Annotated in this window: 18 protein-coding genes; 5 read left to right on the forward strand and 13 right to left on the reverse strand. The window is 36.5% G+C overall.

Annotated features, from left to right (window positions below):
* The first annotated feature begins 152 nt into the window (after positions 1 to 152).
* Positions 153 to 1,973, forward strand: a complete 1,821-nt coding sequence (locus EHQ31_RS10280) for an alginate export family protein (RefSeq protein ID WP_135574500.1) — start codon at positions 153 to 155, stop codon at positions 1,971 to 1,973.
* A 96-nt stretch (positions 1,974 to 2,069) separates the two neighbouring features.
* Here EHQ31_RS10280 and EHQ31_RS10285 read toward each other — a convergent pair whose 3' ends face one another.
* The 4 genes from EHQ31_RS10285 to EHQ31_RS10300 all read right to left on the reverse strand — a co-directional run bounded on the left by EHQ31_RS10285 (position 2,070) and on the right by EHQ31_RS10300 (position 7,724).
* A complete protein-coding gene (locus tag EHQ31_RS10285) occupies positions 2,070 to 4,142 on the reverse strand; it encodes a methyl-accepting chemotaxis protein (protein WP_135574502.1) in 2,073 nt (690 codons plus the stop codon).
* Positions 4,143 to 4,512: 370 nt separating this feature from the next.
* Positions 4,513 to 5,649 carry a FecR family protein gene (locus tag EHQ31_RS10290; protein ID WP_135574504.1) on the reverse strand — a complete coding sequence of 379 codons (1,137 nt, stop codon included), beginning with the start codon at positions 5,647 to 5,649 and terminating at the stop codon, positions 4,513 to 4,515.
* 82 nt (positions 5,650 to 5,731) lie between these two features.
* On the reverse strand, positions 5,732 to 6,370 hold the full coding sequence (locus tag EHQ31_RS10295) for a hypothetical protein (protein ID WP_135574506.1): 639 nt from the start codon (positions 6,368 to 6,370) through the stop codon (positions 5,732 to 5,734).
* 61 nt (positions 6,371 to 6,431) lie between these two features.
* The gene (locus EHQ31_RS10300; protein ID WP_135574508.1) at positions 6,432 to 7,724 is read right to left on the reverse strand and encodes a chloride channel protein; all 1,293 of its coding nucleotides are present in this window, start codon (positions 7,722 to 7,724) and stop codon (positions 6,432 to 6,434) included.
* A 112-nt stretch (positions 7,725 to 7,836) separates the two neighbouring features.
* On the opposite strand from EHQ31_RS10300, the gene EHQ31_RS10305 reads away from it, so the two are divergent.
* On the forward strand, positions 7,837 to 8,175 hold the full coding sequence (locus tag EHQ31_RS10305; protein WP_135574510.1) for an ArsR/SmtB family transcription factor: 339 nt from the start codon (positions 7,837 to 7,839) through the stop codon (positions 8,173 to 8,175).
* Positions 8,172 to 8,660 carry an SRPBCC family protein gene (locus tag EHQ31_RS10310; protein WP_135574511.1) on the forward strand — a complete coding sequence of 163 codons (489 nt, stop codon included), beginning with the start codon at positions 8,172 to 8,174 and terminating at the stop codon, positions 8,658 to 8,660. The genes EHQ31_RS10305 and EHQ31_RS10310 overlap by 4 nt, the downstream gene beginning before the upstream one ends.
* 35 nt (positions 8,661 to 8,695) lie before the next feature.
* On the opposite strand, the gene EHQ31_RS10315 is transcribed toward EHQ31_RS10310, so the two are convergent.
* The 5 genes from EHQ31_RS10315 to xerA all read right to left on the reverse strand — a co-directional run bounded on the left by EHQ31_RS10315 (position 8,696) and on the right by xerA (position 15,212).
* Positions 8,696 to 9,475, reverse strand: coding sequence for a lysophospholipid acyltransferase family protein (locus tag EHQ31_RS10315; RefSeq protein WP_135574513.1), 780 nt, complete (start codon positions 9,473 to 9,475; stop codon positions 8,696 to 8,698).
* A gap of 95 nt (positions 9,476 to 9,570) precedes the next feature.
* Complete coding sequence (locus tag EHQ31_RS10320; protein WP_135574515.1) at positions 9,571 to 11,727, reverse strand: PAS domain S-box protein; 2,157 nt, start codon at positions 11,725 to 11,727, stop codon at positions 9,571 to 9,573.
* A 142-nt stretch (positions 11,728 to 11,869) separates the two neighbouring features.
* Complete coding sequence (locus EHQ31_RS10325; RefSeq protein WP_135574517.1) at positions 11,870 to 13,312, reverse strand: nitrilase-related carbon-nitrogen hydrolase; 1,443 nt, start codon at positions 13,310 to 13,312, stop codon at positions 11,870 to 11,872.
* 53 nt (positions 13,313 to 13,365) lie between these two features.
* Positions 13,366 to 14,055 carry a TetR/AcrR family transcriptional regulator gene (locus EHQ31_RS10330; RefSeq protein ID WP_167481655.1) on the reverse strand — a complete coding sequence of 230 codons (690 nt, stop codon included), beginning with the start codon at positions 14,053 to 14,055 and terminating at the stop codon, positions 13,366 to 13,368.
* A gap of 221 nt (positions 14,056 to 14,276) precedes the next feature.
* Positions 14,277 to 15,212: a site-specific tyrosine recombinase/integron integrase gene (xerA, locus tag EHQ31_RS10335; protein WP_135574519.1), complete on the reverse strand. Its 936-nt coding sequence runs from the start codon at positions 15,210 to 15,212 to the stop codon at positions 14,277 to 14,279.
* 301 nt (positions 15,213 to 15,513) lie between these two features.
* On the opposite strand from xerA, the gene recA reads away from it, so the two are divergent.
* The gene (recA, locus tag EHQ31_RS10340) at positions 15,514 to 16,677 is read left to right on the forward strand and encodes a recombinase RecA (protein WP_135574521.1); all 1,164 of its coding nucleotides are present in this window, start codon (positions 15,514 to 15,516) and stop codon (positions 16,675 to 16,677) included.
* 82 nt (positions 16,678 to 16,759) lie between these two features.
* Here recA and EHQ31_RS10345 read toward each other — a convergent pair whose 3' ends face one another.
* Both EHQ31_RS10345 and EHQ31_RS10350 read right to left on the reverse strand, forming a co-directional pair.
* Positions 16,760 to 17,236, reverse strand: a complete 477-nt coding sequence (locus tag EHQ31_RS10345; RefSeq protein WP_135574523.1) for a response regulator — start codon at positions 17,234 to 17,236, stop codon at positions 16,760 to 16,762.
* Positions 17,223 to 19,613, reverse strand: coding sequence for an ATP-binding protein (locus EHQ31_RS10350; protein ID WP_135574525.1), 2,391 nt, complete (start codon positions 19,611 to 19,613; stop codon positions 17,223 to 17,225). Before EHQ31_RS10350 ends, EHQ31_RS10345 begins: the two co-directional genes overlap by 14 nt.
* A 19-nt stretch (positions 19,614 to 19,632) precedes the next feature.
* Here EHQ31_RS10350 and EHQ31_RS10355 point away from each other — a divergent pair, with 19 nt between their 5' ends.
* The gene (locus tag EHQ31_RS10355) at positions 19,633 to 20,676 is read left to right on the forward strand and encodes a hypothetical protein (protein ID WP_135574527.1); all 1,044 of its coding nucleotides are present in this window, start codon (positions 19,633 to 19,635) and stop codon (positions 20,674 to 20,676) included.
* Positions 20,677 to 20,703: 27 nt separating this feature from the next.
* On the opposite strand, the gene EHQ31_RS10360 is transcribed toward EHQ31_RS10355, so the two are convergent.
* On the reverse strand, positions 20,704 to 21,531 hold the full coding sequence (locus tag EHQ31_RS10360) for an aldo/keto reductase (protein WP_135574529.1): 828 nt from the start codon (positions 21,529 to 21,531) through the stop codon (positions 20,704 to 20,706).
* A gap of 76 nt (positions 21,532 to 21,607) precedes the next feature.
* On the reverse strand, positions 21,608 to 23,995 hold the full coding sequence (locus EHQ31_RS10365; protein WP_135574531.1) for an ATP-dependent Clp protease ATP-binding subunit: 2,388 nt from the start codon (positions 23,993 to 23,995) through the stop codon (positions 21,608 to 21,610).
* Positions 23,996 to 24,135: the final 140 nt, after the last annotated feature.

A 24,135-nucleotide genomic window follows, 5' to 3' on the forward strand; every position in this document is an offset into this window, starting at 1 on the left:
CTTTTTTTATGCCTAGGAAGGCGTTCCCCTGAAATGACCCAAACAGAGATTTAAGAATTTAGTGAATAATTTCTGTTTTTACAGATTTTATATCCAATATATTGATTTTTTGTTTGTAATCCTGAACTGTAGATTAGTTACTGTCCTAACTTATGGACAAGCGAATCACAAAATTAACCTTCTTTCTTTTCCTTTCGGTACCTTTGGTTCCCCTCTTCTTAGGGACAGGTGAACTTTTTGCCCAAACCGAACCAAGTGGCCCAAACCTAAAACAAGATCCTGTAGTTTTAGAACAGGTTCCCCCTCTTCCCAAAGAAGAAAAAAAAGAAGGGTATGTAAGTCCGCAGATAGGAAATCTTTCGGGAGAGTATTTGCGAAGTTTGCAAGTGACAACAAAACAAAGAAAGGCAATCCAAGAAAACAAATCACTTTGGTTTGCTGACAAGTTTCGTGTTGGGTTTGGAATTCGTCCGAAAGCAGACTCTCTTTATAATACAGATTTTGACAAGTCCACAGCAGATAACAGAAACAATGCGCTAAACCAAACACAGTTTTATGTGATAGGTGATCTAAACGAAAATGTCTTATTCAAAGTTACCTTACAAGATGTACGCCTTTGGGGAGGTGAAGTCGTGTCAGGGGGAAATGCAGACCAGAAATATGGAGCCATCGCGAACGCAGGGACAACGATTGATACAAGTAAACAAAAAGAAGTTGTTTTAAATAACTTTACCGGTTTTCGAGAAGCATTTTTAGATTTAAAAACAACAAACCAAAACTTCAGACTCCGCACTGGCAGGCAAATTTTAGAATTTGGTGACGGAAGAATTCTTGGATCCAGAAACGATAGTTTGAATGGAAATTCTTTTGATGCACTAAGATTTACTGGAAAAATAAGTAATCATACTTTAGATATATTTGGTTCTGTCATTGGTGCTGAAAACAATTCCAATAGCCTTGTCTCCAATAATTCTACAAAGTTAGGTGGAATTGGAGATGCATATTACGGCGGTGTACATTATAACTGGAAAGTCGCAGACTGGTTAGGACTTGATTTATATAATTATAGTTTATACAAACAACAGAAAAAAGCAATTACCCCACCAGTTCTCTCGGATACGCGCAATTATCGCGGTGATGACCAATTGAATACTTCTGGATTTCGACTGACCAATCGGACCAAAAACAATTTCCTACCAGACGGAACAGGAATTGATTGGATGGTAGAGGCAGCTTGGCAAACCGGATTTAATGGTATGAGAGTGAGTCCTGATTGGTTGAATCAAAAAGGAAATTATGTTACCAACGAGAAAACGGGGGAACCGCCACCATTTTCGGAGGCCGTGAAATACAAAGCAAATATAGTAGCCGTCCAACTCGGTTATACTCCCATAAAAGAATTTAGAATTGGCGTTCAATATGTACAAGCCTCAGGTGATCCCAATCGTAACGATTCGAGTGTTGCCACATACAATCCTTTGTTTGCAACAAGAAGGATGGCAGGCGGAGCACTACCCTTTGCGGGAAACGGAAATTCTGGACTTGTGTTTTGGCAAAATATCAAAGATTACTCTATTCATCTGAAATATGAAACTTCTCATTACGGGACATTTATATTCAATCCTCACTGGTATTATAAAGTAAAATTACAAGACGGATATTATGATAACAATAATTATGTGGCAGGAAGTAAAGCAACAGGAGAAACCGCTTCCACTGAAGATTATTTTAATAACCAAGCTTACAATACGAATAAACCACAATTGGGAAACCTCGTTGCGACAGAACTAAACTTTATTTATATCATTACACCTTTTGAAAATGTTTCTTTTTGGTTTGGTGCCACAGTCATCCGAGCAGGTGACGCAATCAGAAATCAAAAAAACAATCCTAATGAGCCTGACCCACTCCATCGATACGATTTAAGTCCTACAGCTACAATGGTTACATTTCAAACCGTGTTTGCGATCTAATGTTAAAGGTTTAGGAAAAAAATTCTAAATGAATGGGAACTAAAAAGAACCCATTCGAAAAAGAATATAAATCAAATATCTATCCAAATTGGAGAACTATTTTAACTTAAATCTTTCTACCTGAGTAGAAAGATAAGACGCTTGCGAAGCAATTTCTCCTGCAACAATCGTTAGTTGGTCAGATCCACTGGCCACATCTTGTGTTCCATTGGAAATACTAATGATGGTTTTTGAAATTTCCTCGGTAGCTCTTTTTTGTTCGAAAACAGCATCTTCAATTTGTAGGTTTAAATTAGTAAGCAGATTTGAATTTTCAGCAATATCCTTTGCATTGTTTTCTTGTAAAAGTACAGAACCAAGAACTCTTTTTGCTGAGGTCTCAAATTCTTTTACTCGGCTATTGAGTAAGTTTAAAACTTCGGCGGCTTCTGTGACTTTTTTGTTTCCATTTTCCACCGCCGAATTTGTGGAAATGACGAGATCTCCAATCTCTTTCACAGAGGCTCCCGTTTGTAAGGCAAGTTTTCCGATTTCTTCAGCAACCACAGCAAACCCACGGCCTGCGTCGCCTGCCCTAGCAGCCTCAATCGCAGCATTCAATGCTAAAAGATTGGTTTTTTCAGAGATCTCAGTGATGATATCCAAAACTTCGCTAATACGTTCCGCTTTTTCACCGATATCTTCCATTGCACGAGTGGATTCATTCATGGCAGTTTCCCCAACGACTGCATGTTCTTTAGATTCAGAAGCAAATTTAGCAAGGTATTCCATTTCTTTATTAATATTTTGAACTTCTTCCCTTAAAGTTAAAACGGATCTATCAATTTCCTTCATTTTTACAACCGCTTCTTCCATCGACTTACCGACATTATCTGCCGATGCTGACAACTCCTCGACAGCTGCGGAAGATTCTTCAGCAGCCGAGGCTTGTGTTTGCGAGGTGTCCGATAAATTTTGAGAAGTGGAGGCCATTTTATTCGACTGGCTTCCTAAGGATTCCACCGTTTGTTTGATATCGCCAATAATAGATACCAAACTATTTTTCATTTGGTTCATTGAATGTAACAGACTGCCAATCTCATCTTGGTTGATTTCTTCTGCATTTATTGCTAGGTTTCCATTAGCAATTTCAGAAGAAAATTTCATGGCATTTTGTAAACGAACACTGATTTGTTTTTTAAATACAAAATTTAGAAAAAATAAAACTACAATCAGTATTAGGATCGATATAAAAGAAGAACTCAAAATTACCTTAGTAATTTGGTTACTAAAAATAGAATCAGGAATACTCACTTGTAGTGCCCAAAATTGCGGATCTTTTCCAATATGAAAAGGGGAAAAATAATGAGTATATCCATCACTTTGAATGGTAAACGTTTTACCAAGTTTTAGATTTTCTAAATAAATTTTTAGATGTTCGGGATTTTCAATTTTTTTGCCAAGTTTGGATTTGTCCTGACCATACATCACATATATTCCTTTTTCTGAAATAAATGCAATATGACCTTGTCCACGAAAGGGACGGCTATCACCAATTTTTTCTTGTAAGGTATTAACATCTAAGTCAATACCAGCGGCCCCTTTAAATTGACCTTTCGGATAGATGGGAACCACAAGAGAAATCATCTGAACTTTTTTTCCATCAGCTACATATTCATAAGGACCAAAAACCTTCGCTTTGTTAGTTTTTTTTACTTGGAGATAATAATCTCCGGGTCCATTCAGATTGTCATAATCAACGAGATGATCTAATTTAATTTTTCCGTCACTTGTATGGTGTAAATAGGGAATAAACCTACCCGTTTTATCATGTCCAGGTTTTCCAACAAAAGATGCATCCCTTCCTTCATAGGCATTCGGCTCATAACAAAGCCAAATGGCGAAGATATCATCATTGCGTTCCAAGATTTCTCTCATACTGCTAATCATAGATTCGCGAGGAGGAGATGTATAAAACAAAGCAAAACGGTATCCGCGAATCACACCCATCATCGCGTTTAAGTGTTCTTGGATTTCGAAGGACCACTTCTCTGATGTAATGTTTGCATTTTCTCTAATTTCTGTTTTTAGGTCTGTGATGGTTCGGTACATCTGAAACGAAGTTAAAACAACAATTCCAACAAATAAAATTCCAGCAATGGATAAAGAGACCCTTTGTCGTATACTCATAAAGATCGATCTTAGTTAGTTTATATTTTTTGTAAATATATTACCTATACTTTGTTACTAAATCTGAACTGATATACGAACTTACTATGCATTCATACGAAAGAAATTTCCGTAGATTTCCTAGTAAGTTCCTTTGGAAACATAAATTGTTATGACATCTACCAGGAAACAAATTGTTCAAAACGTATTTTAATAAATAAGGAAAGTCTTTGCGACATAAACTAATAAAACAAAGATCTGTTCTGCGACCAGTGTACGTTTTAATCTGTAAAAAGAAAAAAGGACCCCTTTTGTTCTAAAAAAAAGAGCTCCTAGGTTTTATCTGGTTTCTCTCTGGATATTATGAATCATTCTCAAAATGATTTGAGTTCTATTTTTTTGCCTTTGTGTTTACTTTAAAGTTTCGGTATTCTACGTATTCAATATCGTCTACGGATAACTGGAAAACACCTTTCGTAGAATGAACAATAAAAATATCACCTAACTGAGCAACCACGGCTCCGGAAAGCACCTCTCCGTTTGACTTATGAATTGTCTCGAGAATACTATAGTGTTTGTGAATTTCTTCTTCGTTGTCCAATCCAGCTTTTTCTGCATCTTTTGCAATTTGATTTAGAGCTTCTGCCCGTTTGACTTCATGTTCTTTTTCAATCGTATCCACTTTTGAAATTTCTGATGGATTGGCATTTTGTCTTTCGATTTGTTTTTTGATGGTTTCTGAAGTAATGGAGACAAGAGTTTCCGTTTCGGCCTTTTCTTGCGGACTGATCACAGTCTGTGATTTTGATAATCCGTTGTCCAAATCTAAAAATCCAGTAAGTTGTTCATTGGTTAGAGCATTGGCAGATACTTTTGCATTGATCAAATATACCAATTCGTTTAAATTAGGATTTACTTCCAATGTTTCGCCTGGCTCCAGAACAACTTCGTTCTCTTCCAAAGTCTTCACTAAACGATTGTAATTTTCCACGGAAAGACCTTCATTGATCTCAACTAACTTTGGAGAAGTTTTAAATGCAACGGACACTGCACCTTCGTAAACTTTCACTTTTGGCACAGAACCTTTGTCTAACTCAAAAGAAAAAACGGTTCCTCGAACACCTGCCACCATTGTAGGCGAAGTTACCGAGAGGTTTTGTCCAGATTTTAATTTTACAGATTTAACCAGTAGGTTTCCTGCTAACATATGTATGTCTGTATTTGTTTTGGTTTCACCCGCAATGTCTCGAAACAAAATATCAGAGTTGTCTTTGACTCGGATCACCTCCCCTCGATAGGTTTGTAAGTCCACTCTGCCTAGTTTCGTGATGATTCGGTCGCCGGGACGAAGAACATCTCCAATCTTAGCCTTGTTTTCTTTTCCTTGTGAAGTAATACTAATATTACCTTGAAGGAAAGTGACCACTGCGCCTGCGGTTTCGTCTTTTGTTTGGTTGGATCCAAACTGAAACCGACTGCACTGAAGAGATATTAAAAAGATAGTAAAAAGCGTTATAATAGTTTTCATATTTTTTTCCAAATGATCTTATATAAAAAGGAACAACTAAAGGTATCCTCATTTTCAAAAATTTAAATACAAAATTTAGTTTTTAAGAAATTAAATAGGATTTTGCGCATTTCCATAGAAATAAATATAAAAATGTCACTATCGATAAACTTCCCGCAAAGAGAATTAAGTTATATAAGCGATTTTTACTTAAAACTTTTGGATCCAAATCGGGGCTAACTGGCCTTACAAAAGAAACCAAAATGAGAATATATCCTATGGCGACTAACGTTGGTCCAATAAACAGAAGTTTTCCGCCAAAACTATAACTTCGGAGAGTTAAGGAAGAAACATTGCCTGTTTCTCTTAAGGAATCTAAACTACGAAAATCTAAATCTCCAAACTGGTAACCAACAGGTGTTCCAAAAATTAAAATGTTTTTCCCACCTTGTAAGTGGATTTCTAGGTCAGACCCAGAAAAACCAATGGAACTAACACCAGTTCTTTGTCTACCTGCACCTTGGTAATTGTATCCAATTCGATCGATTTCTCTGGGATTAAATCGATCTTCTGAACTATGTGTGAATTGTTTTCGAATGAGGACACATTCCTTTGCATCACAAATCAAACGGGCTCCAATTCCACTAAAATAAAACAAAAAAATGGGAAACAAAAGAAATAAAAAACCAACAATTGTTTGTTTTGATAAAAATGATTTTTTCATTTTATTTTCAGCTAACATGAGTATCTCCGAAACAAAGAAGATATTCTCTGAAAAAAATTGAGCAATGACAATTTGAAAATTATTTTTTTAATTCTGAAATTTTTTTACCTAAATCAGAAGATGGGCTAAAAGGTTTGGTTTTGCCAATCATTTGCGATTGGTAAATACTCGTGTGACCGGAAAAAATATAAGCAATTCCTGTGCATAAGAAAAAATAAATGCCACAACTCCATCCGAACAATTCTATTCCCATAACAGCACATGCTAAAGGTGTATTTGTAGCGCCAGCAAATACTGATATAAATCCTACACCAACAAACAAAATAAGATGAGAAGGATCAAAATACCCGAATAAGTTTCCTAAACTGGCGCCAATAAAAAAAAGTGGAGTCACCTCTCCTCCTTTAAAACCAGAACCAATGGTTAATGCAGTTAATAATAACTTTATAAGAAAAGACTCCTTTGGCAAAGATACATGGAAAGCTTTTTGAATTGTGGGTATTCCCAAACCAAAATACTCAGAGTTTAATCCAAGTATAAACAGTATCACGAGTAAAACTCCTCCAAAAAGAGGCCGTAGTGGTGTATAATGAATCCACTGAGAAAACAAATGGGAAATGTAATGCAGAATCAAACTAAAAAGTTTTGCTACCCATCCTGAGACAGCGGCCAAAACCACCAAACAGAGAAAAATGGTTCCATTAAAATCAAATGGAATTTTTGGATATTGTGAATGAGATACACCCCAAAACATACAAACCAAGTGAGACAAATATGCTGAAAGAAATGCCGGAACTATCAACTTATTTCGATAACTTCCAATACGAATGACCTCAATTGAAAAAATAGTCGCGGCCAAAGGAGTTCCAAATACAGAAGCAAACCCAGCACTCATTCCAAGTATAATCAATGTTTGTTGTTCATGAATCTTCATGGGAAAGAATCGAACTAATTGGTGAGCGATGGAGCCCCCCATTTGTACAGCAGTTCCTTCTCGCCCAGCCGAACCACCAACAAGATGAGTTCCAAGTGTTCCTAGTAAAACAAAGGGTGCCATTCGAATAGGAAGAATGGAGGAAGGTGAATGGATTTCCTCCAAAAGTAAGTTATTTCCTTTGTTGGCATTTTTCCCATAATGAAAATAAAACCAACCAATGGTAAATCCTGCCAATGGGAGAAGATAAACAAGCCAAATATGGGATTCTCGAATCGATGTGACTGTATCTAGTGCTACTAAAAAAAAAGCAGAGACTGATCCCACAACCAAAGCAATGAGTAGGATATAAAATAGCCATTTGGCAAGAAACCTTAGGTTTAAGGAATACAAAAGTTGAGATACTCGGTTCTGAATTTTTGAAATTCCTAACTTCATTTGCCATTCCTATAAAATGGGAAGGGTTTTCTAAGAAAACTAACTTTTAAAAAATACTAAACCACAATACTTAGGTGTTGACCTAAGTATTAAATTTTACGATAATGCCAGTATGGTCAAAAGGTCTTACAATATAGATGTGGTATTACACGCACTTTCTGATCCAACAAGACGACAAGTTGTGGAACGACTGAGCCAAGGCCCTGCCAGTGTCAGCGACTTGGCAAAACCATTTTCAATGGCCATGCCTTCTTTTATGCAACATTTAGATATTTTGGAATCTACCCAATTGATTTATACTGAAAAAGTAGGAAGGGTTAGATACTGTTATTTAAATCAAAATCCATTTTCAGTAATGGAATCTTGGTTACAGGCTCAAAAATCTTTATGGGAAACAAGGCTGAACCAACTGGATAAATTTTTACTAAAAACAAAGGGGAAAAAAATATGAGTAACGAATCAAATGAAACATTCAATCCTGAATTGGATTTGGTGTTAGAGAGGATTGTTGAAGTGCCAGTGGAATTGGTTTGGAATGCTTGGACTAAACCAGAACAAATAATACATTGGTTTACACCTGCTCCTTGGAAAACTATAGATTGTAGGATTGATTTGAAACCTGGCGGAGAGTTCTATACGATGATGGAATCGCCAGAAGGGAATCACTTCCCCAATAACGGATGTTTTTTGGAAGTTGATCCGTTTAAAAAATTAGTTTTCACAGATAGTTTACTTCCTGGTTACAGGCCATCTGGCAATAGTTTTATGACAGCCTTTGTTACAATGGAACCGATAGGGAATGCAACCAAATATAAAGCAGTAGCAAAACACAAAGATCCCGAAACAAAAAAACAACATGAAGAAATGGGTTTTATGGATGGATGGGGAACCGCACTCGACCAATTAGTAGCGTTTACAAAAAATTTACCCAAATAACCAAATCAATAACAAAAACTAATTTGTATTCGCCGTTATACTGTAACGGCGGACTTTTCTATCATCTCAAGGTCTCTTTTTTTATTTTTCATCATTGTTTCTGCAGCTGCTAAATAGGATTCAAATGTAGAATAATCCTTTGCCTTGATAGATCCACAAAAATGAAAATGTACAGTTTTAGATTTTTTTAAATGAGAATACTCAGGTAAATTAGAATAACCCATCATTCCACTCACAACAAAAACATCTAAATCCACATTAAACTTATAAGCAATTTTCATTACTCCTGTTTGGAATGGTTTTACTTCTTCGGTAAATGTTCTCTCCCCTTCAGGATATAAAAAAATAGATCTTGTTTTTAAAACTCTAAGTACATCCGTTTTAAAGTTTCTAAAATTTGGTTTTTTTTCTGAATAAATAACCGCTTCTACAATGGTTTTATGCATCATTAAAGGAATGATCTTATATCTTTGAATGATATCTCCACCCAAATATGATAATTTTACATCTTTAGACTTTGCCAAATAAGGTAGTGCTACAATCAAAGGAACTTCCAAGGCATTGGTATGATTGCATATTAAAAATCGATTATTTCCGTTAGGATCCCAATTTCCCTGTACAAAATGTAACTTTCTACCGGTAAGTATAAAAAATGAACGATACCAGAAATAACCAAGGTAGTTATTGATACGGTTTGACCATTTGTCGAGGCCAGTAATTTTAAAAATGTAAGAGAAAGATAATCCAATTGGAAAAAGAATTACAAAAAATGGAATTGCATAACATAAAACAACGAAAAGTTGAAGTTGGCCCATGTGAAAATAGAAACGAATACCCTGGCGAGGTAAACAAGAATTCCAAAGAATAGTCTTAAAATCTAATTATTTTTAAGACTCTAGTCTAGTACCAATCAAATTGATAGTTCTAATAGAAACTTTGATATTGGGTTTCTAACAATGCTAATTTTGCCTTCAATCTGATCGACAAGCATACCTATTAATTGTAAACCAAATCCAGGAGAGTTTTCCATAGAAATGGAACCAGGGATACCAGCACCATTGTCAGAATATTCCAAATAAAGTTTTTTTTCTTCTCTAAAGATTTTTAAACAGATCTGTGCATTTGAGATTTCATTAAAGGCATGTTTCATTGAATTAGTGATGAGTTCGTTCAGAATGATTCCTAAAGAAGAAAGGAGTTTCGCATTTAACTCTATTGGTTCCTCAAGTATATCCATCTTCAAAGCAACGGTTTTTGGGAAGATACTGACAATTTCTTTAAAAATTGCGGGGAAATAATCTTGTAATGATACAGTATTGTCTGTTTCTGAATGATAGAGTTTATCATACAAAACAATCATACTTTTTACGCGGCCAGCAGCTTCATAAAGAATAGTTTGAATTGATGTTTCTGACTGAGAACGTGCTTGAAGAGTTAACAACGTAAAGATGGAACTCATATTATTTTTTACACGATGGTGAATTTCTTTAAGGATATTTTCCTTTTCATTTAATAATTTTTGGATTTTGAATTCAGAGAGGTTTCTTACACTAACATCTCTTAAAATAACTGTGAATAATTTTTCGCCTTTAACCGAAATTTGAGAAATGGATGCTTCGATTGGAAATTCTTCTCCATTGGATCTGAGGCCTCGAATTTGCCCAAGAGCCCCCATCGCCCTACGACTGACTCCTGTTTTAGAAAAAGAATCAATATGGTTATCATGTTGGCTGCGAAAGTCCAAAGGTATCAATCGATCCAGAGACTGACCTATGATTTCCGAGGACTCGTATCCAAACATTTTTTCAGCGGCTCCATTGAAGAGAATGATTTTTTTAGATTGATCGATGCTGATGATGGCATCCATTGCTGATTCGATAATTTGAGTGAGTTTGGCTTCCGATTCTCGAATTTGTTTCATTGCGTTCAAACGCTCCGAAATATCTCGACCAACGGCAATATAACCAATAGGTAAATCACTTTCATCGTTTAACAAAACTTGATTCACTTCTATATTGCGAATGTTTCCATCTTTTGCGAACTGAATCACTTCACCTATAAAACTTCCATCAATATTTACCTTTGCAATAACTTGATCGCTAGTTAGTTGCAGATAATCCGTTTTTAAAACTTCCAAAACAGATAAACCTATCACCTCTTCTGCTTTCCAATGATAAATTTTTTCTGCGGCTTTATTCCAATAGTTGATACGATGATTAAAATCTGTCCCTATAACAGCATCCAAAACGTTATTTAACATATTGGCTTGTTTTGCAATATGACTTTGAACATTGTATTCTGCCGTAATATCTCTAAAGACAAGTACGACTCCTCTTGTATCTCCTTTTAAATCTTTAATGGGAGAACCTGAATCGGAAATCTGATATTCCGATCCATCTTTTGAAAGAAGAACCGTATGATTGGCAAGACCAACAATTGAATTTGTGCGTAAAACAATATCAACAGGATTTTCAACCAAACTGCGGGTTTTTACGTTTACAATTCGGAACACTTCCCTAATGTTGTGGCCGACTGCATCGTCATGAGTCCATCCTGTTAATTTTTCAGCAACAGGATTCATACGAATGATTTTACCATCACTATCCGTAGCAATCACACCATCACCTATAGAGTGTAATACGGTTTCTAAATGTTCTTTTTTACTTTTAGTTAATTCATTAGCTTCAAAAAGTTTGAAGGCCATTTTTATAGAAGCATCAAGCACTGTAAATCCAGAGTTTTTTACTACGTAACCATAAGATGTGATGGTCTCCGTTTTTTTTACAATTTCTCTTTCCGTATGCGAAGAAAGGAATACAACCGGAATTTCTTTATGATTTAGAATCTCTGTAGCAGTTTGAGTACCATCTAACCCACGACCTAAATCAATATCCATTAGGATTAAATCGAAAGGTTTTTCCTCTTTTATAATGAGGTGGATAGCATTTTCACCATTGCTAACATGGGTAACAAGGTAACCCCCTTGCTCCAATTGGTTTTTTTCAAACATAGCGAGAATTGCTTCGTCTTCAACTAACAAAATGGATTTATCAGCGACTACAGTCATCAAACATCCTTTGAGAATTCCAGGCAAGAGGTGAGGAATTCACGACTACAAATCATGACAAAAAGGAAATTTAATTCAACCAATTAATTAGAATTTTTCTAATATTAGAATTTTGATACTAAATCTATTCTGCAAATCCCTGTTAGTTTCTATTTTTTAGTACATTCACAAGAATGAATGCACCAGAGACTAAAAAATAGAATCCTCCCAAGATTATCATCCAATTCCCTAAACTCTGATATAAAGTAGGAACCTGAGCAACAGGAACTGATGCCACTAACACTCCGTCATTTTCCTCATAATAATCAAGAGTTCCTTTGGGACGCCCATAGGCATCATAGATACCAGAAAGGGCACCTCTTGTAGAACGAACTATGGAACTTCCATTTTCCATTCCTCTAAGGACAGCCATTTCTGTATGGAATGGGTTGATTCCCTTCCAATCAGAGGCAGGGATAAAAGTGATTCCTGTTCCTAATTCGGCATGTTGTTTTGTTAGTTGCAGGTTATCAAAATCATAACAGATCGCCGCAGACATTTTTCCCCATTCGGTTTCTATGACCTGTATTTCTGTAGGTATATGGGAAATTGGCTCACCGGGAGGAATAAATTGTTTAAAATAAATTTGTCGAGTTGATCCGTCCTTTCCTATCCAATGCAATTTGTTATCCATAAAAAATTCGTTTTCTTTAACTGGAACTATATAGGCGGCTATGATTTCGATTCCCATTGCTTTGGCAAGAATGCTTACTCGTTGCAAAAAGGAAACTTCCTCGTTTCGATTGATAAGAACGGCTCCTTCATTCCACACAACAACTTTGGCTCCCTCATTTGCCGCTTGGATTGTTCTCTGAAAAATCAATTCTGTATTCTTACGATTTTGTATCGGTTCCAACCACATAGTTTGGATTTCTATTTTAGAGGTTATGGTTCCTACTTTAATACTTTTTCCTTCGATTGGTATTGTTAGGCGAATCGTTCCATAAAACGACAATCCAACAAATAACAAAAAACAGGAGATTAACGAATATTTAGTAAACTTAGATATTTGGGAATGAGTAATTATTTCAGATAAGGATTGTTCGAGACTTCCATTGACTAAAAAAATAAGAAAACTGATCCCCGTAGCTCCAAATAATGCGGCCGATTGCAAAAGAATTAAATTATTAATCTGGCTATTGGCGAACATTCCCCAAACACCTAATTCGGAACTATATCCTCCGATCCACTCGACGATTGTGAATAAAAATGCTAAACTGAAAGTAGGTGAAATTTGGTCTGAGAACTTAATCCTAATTTGATTCCAAATCCAAAGTAAAATAGTAAAAACAATTCCCCCTTGGATTCCCGAAAGAACAGCAATTCCGATATGAAATGGTTCGGAAACAATTCGCATCGTAGAAAGAGTTTGAATTAAGATTAAAGCGAATAGAAGAATCCACCAAGAATGACCAAGTCTAACAAAACGTAAAAAAGGAACCAAAGTTATCCAGGCAAAAATTGGAATATTCCAATTCATCCCAGTAAATCCAAGTAAAATTCCTCCTACTATCAATAGTAACCACTTTTGATTCAATATATCCATCAGTATTCCCTTGTATTATAATATGATAACTTTATATTTATAAAACTTTTATTTTATTCTTTTATTTTGCCACCTGCTCCCTTCCATAAATAATAGAGAGATTCGATCCAAAGTTTCTCCAAGTTCTGATTCATTTGAAAGGAAAGTATTGGGACTCCAAAAAAACTGGAAGCAATCACCATTGAAAACGATTTCCAATCCGTAGTTGCGGGCAGTTCACCATTTTGGGCCGCAAGAGTTAAGGCGTTACGAATGATACCCTCTACACCATTGGCATCCAAATCTTCAATACCGACAATCTTAGGGAAAAGCAAAACTCGTTCTGCTTTTGTGAGTTTGGATTCCAGTAACTTTTTCTTTGTTTTTGCTTGGAAGGAGATAATTTCCAAAAGGATTCTCGGATTTTTTTTGGATTCTTTGGCTGTATATCGAAAGAGTGCATACAGGATTCCAAATCCAGATTCCGAAAGTTTTTTTTCCTTAGCAAAAACTGAAACTTGCAAACTCCAAATCTGAATGTAATGAAGAATCAAATCACCTTTTTCTGGAAAATAATTATAAAAGGTAGGCTCTGAAACTTCTGCCATTTGACAGAGATCTTTGATTTTGATTTCGTCAAAAGACTTCCACTCTAATTCAGAAAGGAAGGCAAAAGTTAAATTAGTTCTAGTTTTAGCAAATTTTTTCTCCTTCAGAGAAAACTGTTGGAGTGAATTTGAATCATATTCTGTATATCGCAGCACTTCAAAAATATAGCCTACATAATTTTTATAGTCAACTATATTTATTTCAATTTTTGACCCAAAATATGAACTTATAAATTAAAATTTTGGGAGGTTAGTGATTCTTGTATCTAAAAAACGGCGGTTATGATAGAGGGAAACCAATGGGCGGCGGGTCTAGTTCCCCACCCTCAAATCAGGGCGGGGTGATTCTATCCGCGCGCAAATTCTAAATCCCATCCCTATTTCTTTGCGTGAGGATGGGCATTTCGATACACTTCTTTCAATCTGTCTCTTGAAACACTCAAATAGACTTGTGTGGAAGATAAAGAAGAATGACCAAGTAACTCTTGTACGGCGCGAATATCAGCACCAGCATTCAAAAGATCCGTTGCGAAGGTATGACGAAATTTATGAGGAGTGATGGCTTTTTCCATTCCCATCACCGTTCTCCTTTCCGAAAGAATATAACGAATTCCCCGTGTAGTGAGTTTTCCACCACGTTGGTTTAGAAAAATTTCTTCAGGTCCGTTTGTCCCTCTTTCTTCTAAATATTCGCGAAGTGCAATTTGTGCTTCTTCACCAATAAAAACAAAACGTTCTTTGCGACGTTTCCCCATTACTTTAAGTGATGTTAATTCATGATTGAGATCACTTAACTTTGCATTGACTAACTCAAATACACGAAGACCCGTGCTATACAATACTTCGACAATGGCTTTGTCCCTCTTTCCAAGAACTTCCGCTTTTTCACCATCTTCATAATCTAGAATGTCTTCCGTTTCGATGGGTGTAAAATTTTTTGGTAACTTCTTTTTTGTTTTAGGGAAACTTACTTGTAAGATGGGATTGGCGCCAATTTTTTCTTCGCGGAATAAAAATTTATAAAAAGTGCGAAGCGAAGAAAGTTTGCGACTTTGCGTTCGTTTGTCTTGTTTTTTCGTAGATTTTAAATCAGCAAAGTAGGCCCTAACATCCAAAACATCGACAGTCAATATATCGATTTCCTCTTTCAAACAAAACTCAAAGAAAAATTTCAAATCACGTAAATAAGCAAATAATGTATGTTCCGAATAGTTTTTTTCAATTTTAAGGTAAGTTCGGTAACTGCGAAAAAGTTCAGCCATTGTTTGGGGAAAATGGTCAGGGATTTGGACTTCAAGAGTTGGCAGGGTCATACAGAAACACTATCGGCGAAGTTTTCTTTCTCCAGCGGTAAAAAAAACACTATACAAGTACTTACATTTTGTTTAGTGTTGAAAACGACAAAAAAAGACATAATCCAGAAAAAATTTCGCCATCTTCCTAATTTGTCCCAGGTCTCATGCATAATGGAGCCAATCTGGAAGAGAAAAAGAGTGGAATTCGGAGGGGATGGGATCATCCTTGAGAGAGTCGGTTCAGAGATTTTTTGAAACCAACTGATCCAGTCCCCTACCTAGTCTTTCGGAACACCGATTTTAGGAGAACGTTTGATTCATGAAAAAAGAGAAAGCTGACAAGGCTCAAGAAAAAGAAACCGACCAAAGAAAGCAGGCAATTGACGCAGCCCTAGGCCAAATCGAAAAACAATTCGGTAAGGGTTCCATTATGCGCCTTGGTGCAGATACACGTATGGCCGAAATGAACGTGGTATCCACTGGTTCTTTGGACTTAGACATCGCCTTGGGGATTGGCGGGTTTCCTTCTGGTCGAATTTTAGAAATCTATGGACCAGAATCTTCTGGTAAAACAACACTCACTCTTTCCGCTATCGCGGAAACGCAAAAAAAGGGAGGCATTGCAGCCTTCATCGATGCGGAACATGCACTCGATCCAGCCTATGCAAAAAAATTGGGAGTCAATGTAGACGACCTACTCGTTGCCCAACCGGACAACGGAGAAGAGGCATTAGAAATTTGTGAATCTCTGGTTCGCTCCAATGCCATTGACCTCATCGTCATCGACTCGGTGGCCGCTCTTGTTCCAAAAGCGGAGATCGAAGGAGATATGGGAGATTCTCATATGGGCCTTCAGGCACGCCTCATGTCCCAAGCCCTTCGTAAACTGACAGGAACCATTTCCAAATCCAATACCACTGTTATCTTTATCAACCAAATCCGTATGAAGATTGGAGTGATGTTCGGTAGCCCAGAAACCACTACAGGTGGTAACGCCTTGAAGTTCTATGCATCCATCCGATTGGACATTCGTCGTATCGAAACACTCAAAGAAAAGGAAGAACCTGTGGGTAACCGCGTTCGAGTGAAAGTGGTGAAAAACAAATGTGCTCCTCCTTTCCGACAAGCCGAGTTCGACATTATGTATGCCAATGGAATCAACAGAGAAAGTTCTTTGATTGATCTTGCGGTTCGCCACGACCTAGTTGCGAAAGCAGGTTCATGGTATTCTTATAACGGAGAAAAAATCGGGCAAGGAAAGGAACAAGTTAGGATCTTCTTCCTCGAAAATCCAGATATTGCCTTCAAAATAGAAAACCAAGTTCGTGATCTAAACGGCCTCCCCCTCATGGACCAAGCCAAAATCCAAACTAGAGAAGTGAAATCTATTGAAAGGGATCCAAAGGAAACTAAAGAAACAAAATCAAAACAACCAGTTAGTTTCTCTACCGAAGCAGAAGGAGATGTGGCTGTCGGAGAATAAAACCATACGGCTTTCTTTTTAGGAACCATTGACCGGTTCGGGGTTTCCCGGGCCGGTTTTTTTTTATTAAAAAAACAAATGATCAATCAGACCACTGAAAGTTGGTTCCCAACATTTGGTTCACCGCGCCAACGAGTCTTTCTGGTTCCCAAGGTTTCGATAAAATGATACTGTTTTTATCAGATTTATAAACAGAAAGAATGTTTTCCTTTGTAGCAAAACCAGTAACAACAATCACAGGTAAATCTGGATAAAGTTTTTTTACCGCTTCTACTAATTTATCACCAGTTAGGTATGGCATCTTAACATCAGAAATGAGAAGATCGGGTCTGCTTTTTTGTAAATATTCATAAGCAATTTCAGGATCTTGAATGTCGATGATAGACAACTTAACATTATCTAATTTTCGTGCGACAAAAGTTAACTCTCGTTTCATGGAGGATGAAATCGATTTTATATCATCTACCATCACAATTTTATAAACTTTCTCATCTTTTTTAACATCCGTTACTTGAGACTCTACTTCTTGTATCAACTGGTCTATACTATTCGGAACCATATACATCCTCCAGATTTGTTGGCAATAAAATTGTAAACGTTGTGCCTTCACAACGAATACTCTCTAGGTCTATTTTCCCTTTATGTTTTCGAATGATATCCATGCTGATGGATAAACCAAGACCAGTCCCTTCGCCTGTTTCTTTTGTAGAGAAAAATGGATCAAAAATTCTCGATTGGATATCTTCAGAAATACCAATTCCATTATCTTTAATCTTAATTTCTGCAAATTGTTGGTTATTTTCGGAACTAATGTATCTTGTTTTAATTTCAATTTTTCCCGGTTTTTCACCCTGTGTGTCAGAATATAAACCGTGATTTTTCTTTTCTTCGATTGCGTGCCCAGCATTCACTAGTAAATTAATGATCACTTGACCAATCTCCTGTGGATGGCAAGGAATTTCAGGAAGATCATTATCAAATGAAAATTCAACTACACTATCATATTTTATATTATGATGACTTATATTTATGGCGGAAGTAATCACCTCGTTTAAATTACACATTACAAAACTTTCTTCTTTATTCACATGAGCAAAACTTTTGATATTACGAACAATTTCCACAACACGACTGGCACCATCTATAGATTCCTCCAACATATCCGAAGTATCCAGTAAAACGTTAGTTACATCATAACGATCCCAATCAGAAAGAATTTTTGAAACAGTAGGATCTGTTTGGTATTTTTTTAAAACTAAATTTACACTTTCCATTATGGTATGAAGCTGTTTGTGATACCTCTTCATTGTTTCTAAATTACTTGATATAAAAGCCATTGGATTATTGATCTCATGTGCCACACCGGCAGCTAATTGCCCAATCGTAGCTAACTTTTCACTTTGTAAAAGTTGCATCTCTGTATCCTTGGACTTCGATAGATCATTAAGATAAACTAATATCGAAACTTCACCATTATATATAATCTCAATAGCCCAAAAACTAACCCATTTTTTCTGACCATTTGACAAAATAATATTTTTCTCAACTACATTCTGATCTGGAGCAAATCCATTATTTGATAAAGATTGAATGAACTCGAAAGGGTCTTCGCCATTTAAAAAACCAAAGACTTCAGATACTTTTTTATTTCTCATCTGGTTTTTATTTTGCGAGAGAAGAATCTCCGAACTTCGATTATAAAACTGAATATTACCGTCAAATAAAATCAAAATTCCGTTTGGAGAACATTCTACAATAGATTGTAGATTCCACTCACTAGTTAAAAGCAAATCTTCAGTTCTTTTTCGAATCAGAATATGAACTAACTCAGTACCAAGTAATTCGACTTCTTTAAAATCGATTCCTTCATATTCAGTTCTTTTGTTATAAAGAGTTAACTCGACAGTTTCATTTTCTTTTAAATTAAACTTAATAGGTAATTCTCTAATGGTGCGAGGCAACTTAACAGAAGAATCAAGTGGCATAAAAACAGAAGCAGACTGGTCCCGCACTGTATAAAGTCCAGATTCGCTTAAGATAACTCCATCACGACAAATCCGAACGTATCCCCAGCTACTCTCCGTTAGCTGTAATGAATATCGCAAAGCTAAAAGTAGTATGTTATCTTCACTCTCTGCCCGAGAACTTTGTTGGCCTATTTTAATTACAGCTTCAGTCCGAATCTCAGTTTTTTTACGTTCTGTTATATCAATATGAGTTCCAATCACACGAATCGGTAAATCATTCTCATCTCTTTCTACTACCTTTCCGCGACTCCAAACCCAGATAGTTTTCCCTAATCTTGTGTACATCCTAATTTCAAGATCATGTGAATCTATGGAGCCATTTAGATAATTTTCAAATAATGACCGAATTTGTTCTCGATCTTCCCAGTGAACCAAAGTCTCCCAATGGGAAAAGTTTTGTGGAAAATGTTCAGGCTCAAAACCTAACATCCTTGCGTACTCCGGACTAAAATAAGCCTTCCCTAATCGAAGAGAAAAATCCCAAACACCACTCTGCCCACTTTCTAAGGCTAATTTTAACCTAAGTTCTTCTGCGCGGTTTTCCGGTACACGAATGGTATCCAAATTTACAATATAAACTACAAACCTTTCTAAAGAAATAGATTGGGAAAGAATTTGGTAAGTTCCTTCCAGAAACGAAAGAATTACAGGAAAGGAAGACTGATCCGATTTGCGACTTAAAGAAGTCCGAATTTCATCTTGAATCTCCCCCTTACAAACTAGTTCCACAAAATCCTCTCCTAAAAGTTGAAAAAAAGATTTCTGAAAAAGTTCGGTCGCAGAAGCATTACATCTGAGGATTTTTAGGTCATGGTTTAATACAAAAGAAGGTAATGGATTCCCATCCCAGGCAGCTTCCAACTCCTTCTTTGCATTTAGTACTTTATCGATAGCGTCGCTGATTTCCATACAAACCTACCAACAAGATATGACGAAGAAATTAATTATTAGTTTATTATTTTTAACCATCCATTGCCAATTTCAAGAAAAGAAAACAGAGATCGCATTTGCCGAAACTAACGTTTATAACGAATGGGCAGGACTTAGCGACTATGATCTTTTACATAAAACTGAAATGGAACTCAGTTGGAAAAAACTAACAAACACTAGAGAAACAATCGCAGATTATTTAAAAAATAAAGATTACCAACCAAAAGTAAAAACTGTAATTTATCCGTTTAGCGGAATTGATGTTTTAAATCTTTTTTCATTTTATCCAAATGCAGAACGTTATATACTATTTGGATTAGAAGATCCTGGTTATCCGAACCAATATCAGTCTCTTTCTGAAAAAGAAAAACTTATCGTAAAACAAGGGATTCGAAATCTATCTGATCATTTAGCTGGTAGAAACTATTTTACCTATAGAAAAATGAAAGAAGAAACAAAGAAAAAAGAACTGAATGGAGCCTATCCAGTGTTCGTGGCATTTCTTCGTCGTATGGGCAAAGAAATTCTTGATTCAAAAGAAGAAACAATTCAAGGCAAAGGCATTACCTATAAGGGATTCACGATCACCCTTTATGATACAAAACTCAATAAACAAGAAACACTTACCTATTTTAAAATATTCTTAATTGGAAATGAAGGAACCCCTGGAGATGGTTTGTATGAATATTTTTCCGACTTAAAGAATGTCGGGATATTCACAAAATCTGCTGAATATTTATTTCATGGAGAAAAAAGAAAGTTAATCCGTGATTTACTATTAAAGAATGCTGAATTTGTAGTTCAGGATGAGTCAGGGTTTCCCATTCGTTTTTTTCCGGAAGAAAGTTGGAAACGCCAAGTTTTCGGAAGATATGAAAAATCTTGGAATTTATCTGGAGCTGTTACCCCGGAAGCACAACCTGAATTAAAAACCCTAAGTGAAGTTACAAACGATGTACCTCTGCCTTTTCCTTTTGGTTATGGATACTTAGGAACAAAAGACAATCGCCAATCAGCCGTTCTCGTCTTTGCGAAAAAATAAAACGAAAACGGTCTATCGAAAGCCTCATCACTCTACAGTGGTGGGGTCCCAACAAGTCCTGAAATTTTCATTCCAACTGGAGATTTCCTTCATATCTTCCTCCGATAAAACAAAATCAAATACATCCGCATTTTCTTTGATCCGAACAGGATTTTTTGATTTCGGAATGACTACATGTCCTGCTTGTAAAGACCATCGGATTAAAATTTGCGCATTCGATTTTTGATAACGATTGGCCAGTGCGGTAATACGTGGGTCTTCTAACTTTTGTCCATGTGCTAGAGGGCTATATGCTTCGAGGAGAATTCCCTTCTTAATACAATACTCTTTTAACTCTTTATCTTGTAAAAAAGGATGATACTCTACTTGGTTCATTGCCGGAACAGTCCCAGTTTCCTTTAAAAGTTCCTCAAGATGCGAGACCATAAAATTACTGACTCCAATCGATTTCGCTTTTCCGTCATTTTTTATTTTTTCCAAAGCTTTCCAAGATTCATTTCTCTTTCCTGTTACAGGAAAATGAATTAAATACATATCCACATAGTTTGTACCAAGTTTATTCAATGATACATCTATTGCGCGTAAGGCGGCATCGTATCCTTGGTCAGCATTCCAAAGTTTTGTAACGAGAAAAATATCACTTCGATTCACTCCACTTTCTTTAATGGCAGCACCTACATCGGCTTCATTCCCATAAATGGCCGCTGTATCAATATGCCTATAACCCAAAGATAAAGCAGATTTGACTGCTTCAAAACATTCTTTGGGACGAGATTTCCAAACTCCGAGTCCAAACCTTGGTACAGAAACGGATTGGTTGGATGGTAAAGTAGATGTGATTTCTAGGTTTGTCATAAAGTAGATTTTAGACGAAAAAAACCCAACTATAGTTTTTTTATAGTTGGGTATACTATTTAGAAATCGGTAAAAATTATTGTTTGGATCCCACCCGCTCTGGAATGGAAACAAATACTAATTGTTCACCATTCCAATCGGCGCGGTAGCTACCTTCACCAATGGTTCCCGATAATATTTCCTTTGCCAAAGGCCGATTGACAATTCGGTTGAACACACTTCCGAGAGGTCTTGCTCCAAATTTGGGATCAAATCCTTGTTCACGTAAAATATGTTCGGTGCTTTCCGAAAGTTCCACAAAGATACCTTTTACCTTTAGACGTTCGTTCAATTGACGAACCTGTTTCTCGATTAATTTCTCCATAATGGAAGAATCTAACGAATGGTAGGTTAGGATTGCATCCAAACGTCCCAAAACTTCTGGTTTGAAATCTGCTTCAATATTTTTTGAATTTGTAGTCAATATCAGAATGGTATTCTTAAAATTGATTGTTCTACCTTTGTTATCAGTTAATCGACCTTCATCCAAAATTTGAAGTAGGATATCCGAAAAATCGGGATGAGCCTTCTCCACTTCATCAAAAAGAACCACAGAATAAGGTTTTCTTCGGATGGCTTCGGTAAGAATCCCACCTTCATCATACCCTACATAACCTGCAGGTGCTCCAATCAGTTTTGCCACTGAATGTTTTTCAGAATATTCACTAAGATCCAGACGAACCAAATTGGATTCTTGATCGAATAAGTATTTGGCAATGGCCTTAGCAGTTTCTGTTTTTCCTACACCAGTTGGTCCTTTGAGTAAAAAGGATCCAAGCGGTCTTGATTCTGAAGAAATACCTGCATAGGATGTGAGAAGCGTATCCGCAATTTCACGAATCGACTCTTTCTGTCCATAAACTACAGTATTTAGATCTTCTTCTAGATGAAGTAGATTGTCTTGTTTGGTTTTAAGAATTTTCTCCACAGGAATACCAGTTTGTCTGGAAATAACGGCCGCTATATGATTCCTTTCGAGAATCCAACTGTTTTGAAAAGTGCTTAGTTCTTTTTCCAATTCAGGAAGAACTGCATATTTCAAACGAGAAGCCTCTGTATAATCGGCTCTTTGTTGAGCTGCATCCAAATCAAACTTCACTCGATCAATTTTGTTTTTAATCGAAGCAATTTGTTTCAATGAGTTAACTTCTTTTTCCCAAACCAATTTTCCTTCTTGGAATTTTTTTTCTAAAACCTCGATTTCCTTTAGAATCTCTTCGTTTTTCTTTTCTACTTGCGCAAAGATTTTTTTGGAACGAATTTCACTTTCCAACTCTACAAGTTCTGTAGGCATTGCTTCGGCAGAAAGTTTTAATGCAGATGCCGCTTCATCAACCAAATCAATCGCTTTATCCGGTAAAAACTTATCGGTGATGTATTGGTCTGATAAAAGTACAGATGCATAAATTGCTTCATCAGAAATTTTAATTCCATGATGGATTTCATGTTTATCACGAATCCCCATAAGGATTTCGATTGCATCTTCCTTACTTGGTTCATTGACAGGAACTGCACGGAATCTTCTTTCTAAAGCTTGGTCACCCAAAATATATTTTTGAAATTCATCCTGAGTTGTGGCTCCAATACAATGTAATTCCCCACGAGCCAATGCAGGTTTCAAAAGATTGGCAGCATCCATAGCGCCATCAGTTTTACCTGCACCCACCAATTGATGGATCTCATCGATGAAAAGAATCGCTTCACCTGCTTGCCCTTTGATATAACGAAGTAATGCTGTTAACTTTTCTTCGAACTCACCTCTGTATTTAGTTCCGGCCATGAGTTGACCCATATCCAAAGAGTAAATGGTTTTTCCTTTTAAAACATCTGGAACACGTCCTTTTACAATTTGTTCGGCAAGACCTTCCACAATGGCAGTTTTACCAACTCCCGCACTACCAACTAACACTGGATTATTCTTTGACCTACGCCCAAGAATTTCCATCACAGAACGAATTTCTTTACTCCTGCCAATGACCGGATCTAGTTTCCCTTCCCGGGCTAGGTCATTCAAATTCACAAGAAAGTTGGGAACTTCTTCATCCGTTTCTTTTACTTGCAAGTCTTCATAATTGATTTTTAGCTCAGGCAAGATTTGCGGTAGAAACTTTAAGAAGTCTGCCTCTTTCAACTCTTCCCTACCATTTTCGGCCGCGCGAGAAGAAGCCATAGTGAACCACTGCGCCAACTTGGGTGAAGTTCGAAGTGAATCAAAAGGAATCTCACCAGAAGCCCTTGCTTGTTTTTTCAGAAATTCATCTACTGTCGATTTATACTTAATTAATGATTTTCCAGAAACCGAAGTTGGTAGAGTCATAAACCCCCAAACCAAATGGTAAGGAGTGATTTCTGTATTTTGTCTCCTCATCGCTTCTGTTTGCGCAATGTCCAAAGCTCCCTGGACGTTCGAATCATACTGTTTCATAGTGTTTCGCCTCTTTTAGCACTCTAATGGTTAGACTGCCAATTCTACGTTCTTCTAACAAGTTTTTTAAGGAAATTCACTTTATCTGTCTAAAACTCGTCCTATTATAGTACAAATGTTTCGCATTCGCCTTTCTTTTT

It is taken from the genome of Leptospira montravelensis, assembly GCF_004770045.1.
In the GTDB taxonomy this organism is placed as follows: Bacteria; Spirochaetota; Leptospiria; order Leptospirales; family Leptospiraceae; genus Leptospira_A; species Leptospira_A montravelensis.

Bases quoted from the DNA above. Each gene is read 5' to 3' on its own strand.
- EHQ31_RS10280 (WP_135574500.1), top strand. From the start codon at position 153: ATGGACAAGCGAATCACAAAATTAACCTTCTTTCTTTTCCTTTCGGTA.
- EHQ31_RS10285 (WP_135574502.1), bottom strand. From the start codon at position 4,142: ATGAGTATACGACAAAGGGTCTCTTTATCCATTGCTGGAATTTTATTT.
- EHQ31_RS10290 (WP_135574504.1), bottom strand. From the start codon at position 5,649: ATGAAAACTATTATAACGCTTTTTACTATCTTTTTAATATCTCTTCAG.
- EHQ31_RS10295 (WP_135574506.1), bottom strand. From the start codon at position 6,370: ATGTTAGCTGAAAATAAAATGAAAAAATCATTTTTATCAAAACAAACA.
- EHQ31_RS10300 (WP_135574508.1), bottom strand. From the start codon at position 7,724: ATGAAGTTAGGAATTTCAAAAATTCAGAACCGAGTATCTCAACTTTTG.
- EHQ31_RS10305 (WP_135574510.1), top strand. From the start codon at position 7,837: ATGGTCAAAAGGTCTTACAATATAGATGTGGTATTACACGCACTTTCT.
- EHQ31_RS10310 (WP_135574511.1), top strand. From the start codon at position 8,172: ATGAGTAACGAATCAAATGAAACATTCAATCCTGAATTGGATTTGGTG.
- EHQ31_RS10315 (WP_135574513.1), bottom strand. From the start codon at position 9,475: ATGGGCCAACTTCAACTTTTCGTTGTTTTATGTTATGCAATTCCATTT.
- EHQ31_RS10320 (WP_135574515.1), bottom strand. From the start codon at position 11,727: ATGACTGTAGTCGCTGATAAATCCATTTTGTTAGTTGAAGACGAAGCA.
- EHQ31_RS10325 (WP_135574517.1), bottom strand. From the start codon at position 13,312: ATGGATATATTGAATCAAAAGTGGTTACTATTGATAGTAGGAGGAATT.
- xerA (WP_135574519.1), bottom strand. From the start codon at position 15,212: ATGACCCTGCCAACTCTTGAAGTCCAAATCCCTGACCATTTTCCCCAA.
- recA (WP_135574521.1), top strand. From the start codon at position 15,514: ATGAAAAAAGAGAAAGCTGACAAGGCTCAAGAAAAAGAAACCGACCAA.
- EHQ31_RS10345 (WP_135574523.1), bottom strand. From the start codon at position 17,236: ATGGTTCCGAATAGTATAGACCAGTTGATACAAGAAGTAGAGTCTCAA.
- EHQ31_RS10350 (WP_135574525.1), bottom strand. From the start codon at position 19,613: ATGGAAATCAGCGACGCTATCGATAAAGTACTAAATGCAAAGAAGGAG.
- EHQ31_RS10355 (WP_135574527.1), top strand. From the start codon at position 19,633: ATGACGAAGAAATTAATTATTAGTTTATTATTTTTAACCATCCATTGC.
- EHQ31_RS10360 (WP_135574529.1), bottom strand. From the start codon at position 21,531: ATGACAAACCTAGAAATCACATCTACTTTACCATCCAACCAATCCGTT.
- EHQ31_RS10365 (WP_135574531.1), bottom strand. From the start codon at position 23,995: ATGAAACAGTATGATTCGAACGTCCAGGGAGCTTTGGACATTGCGCAA.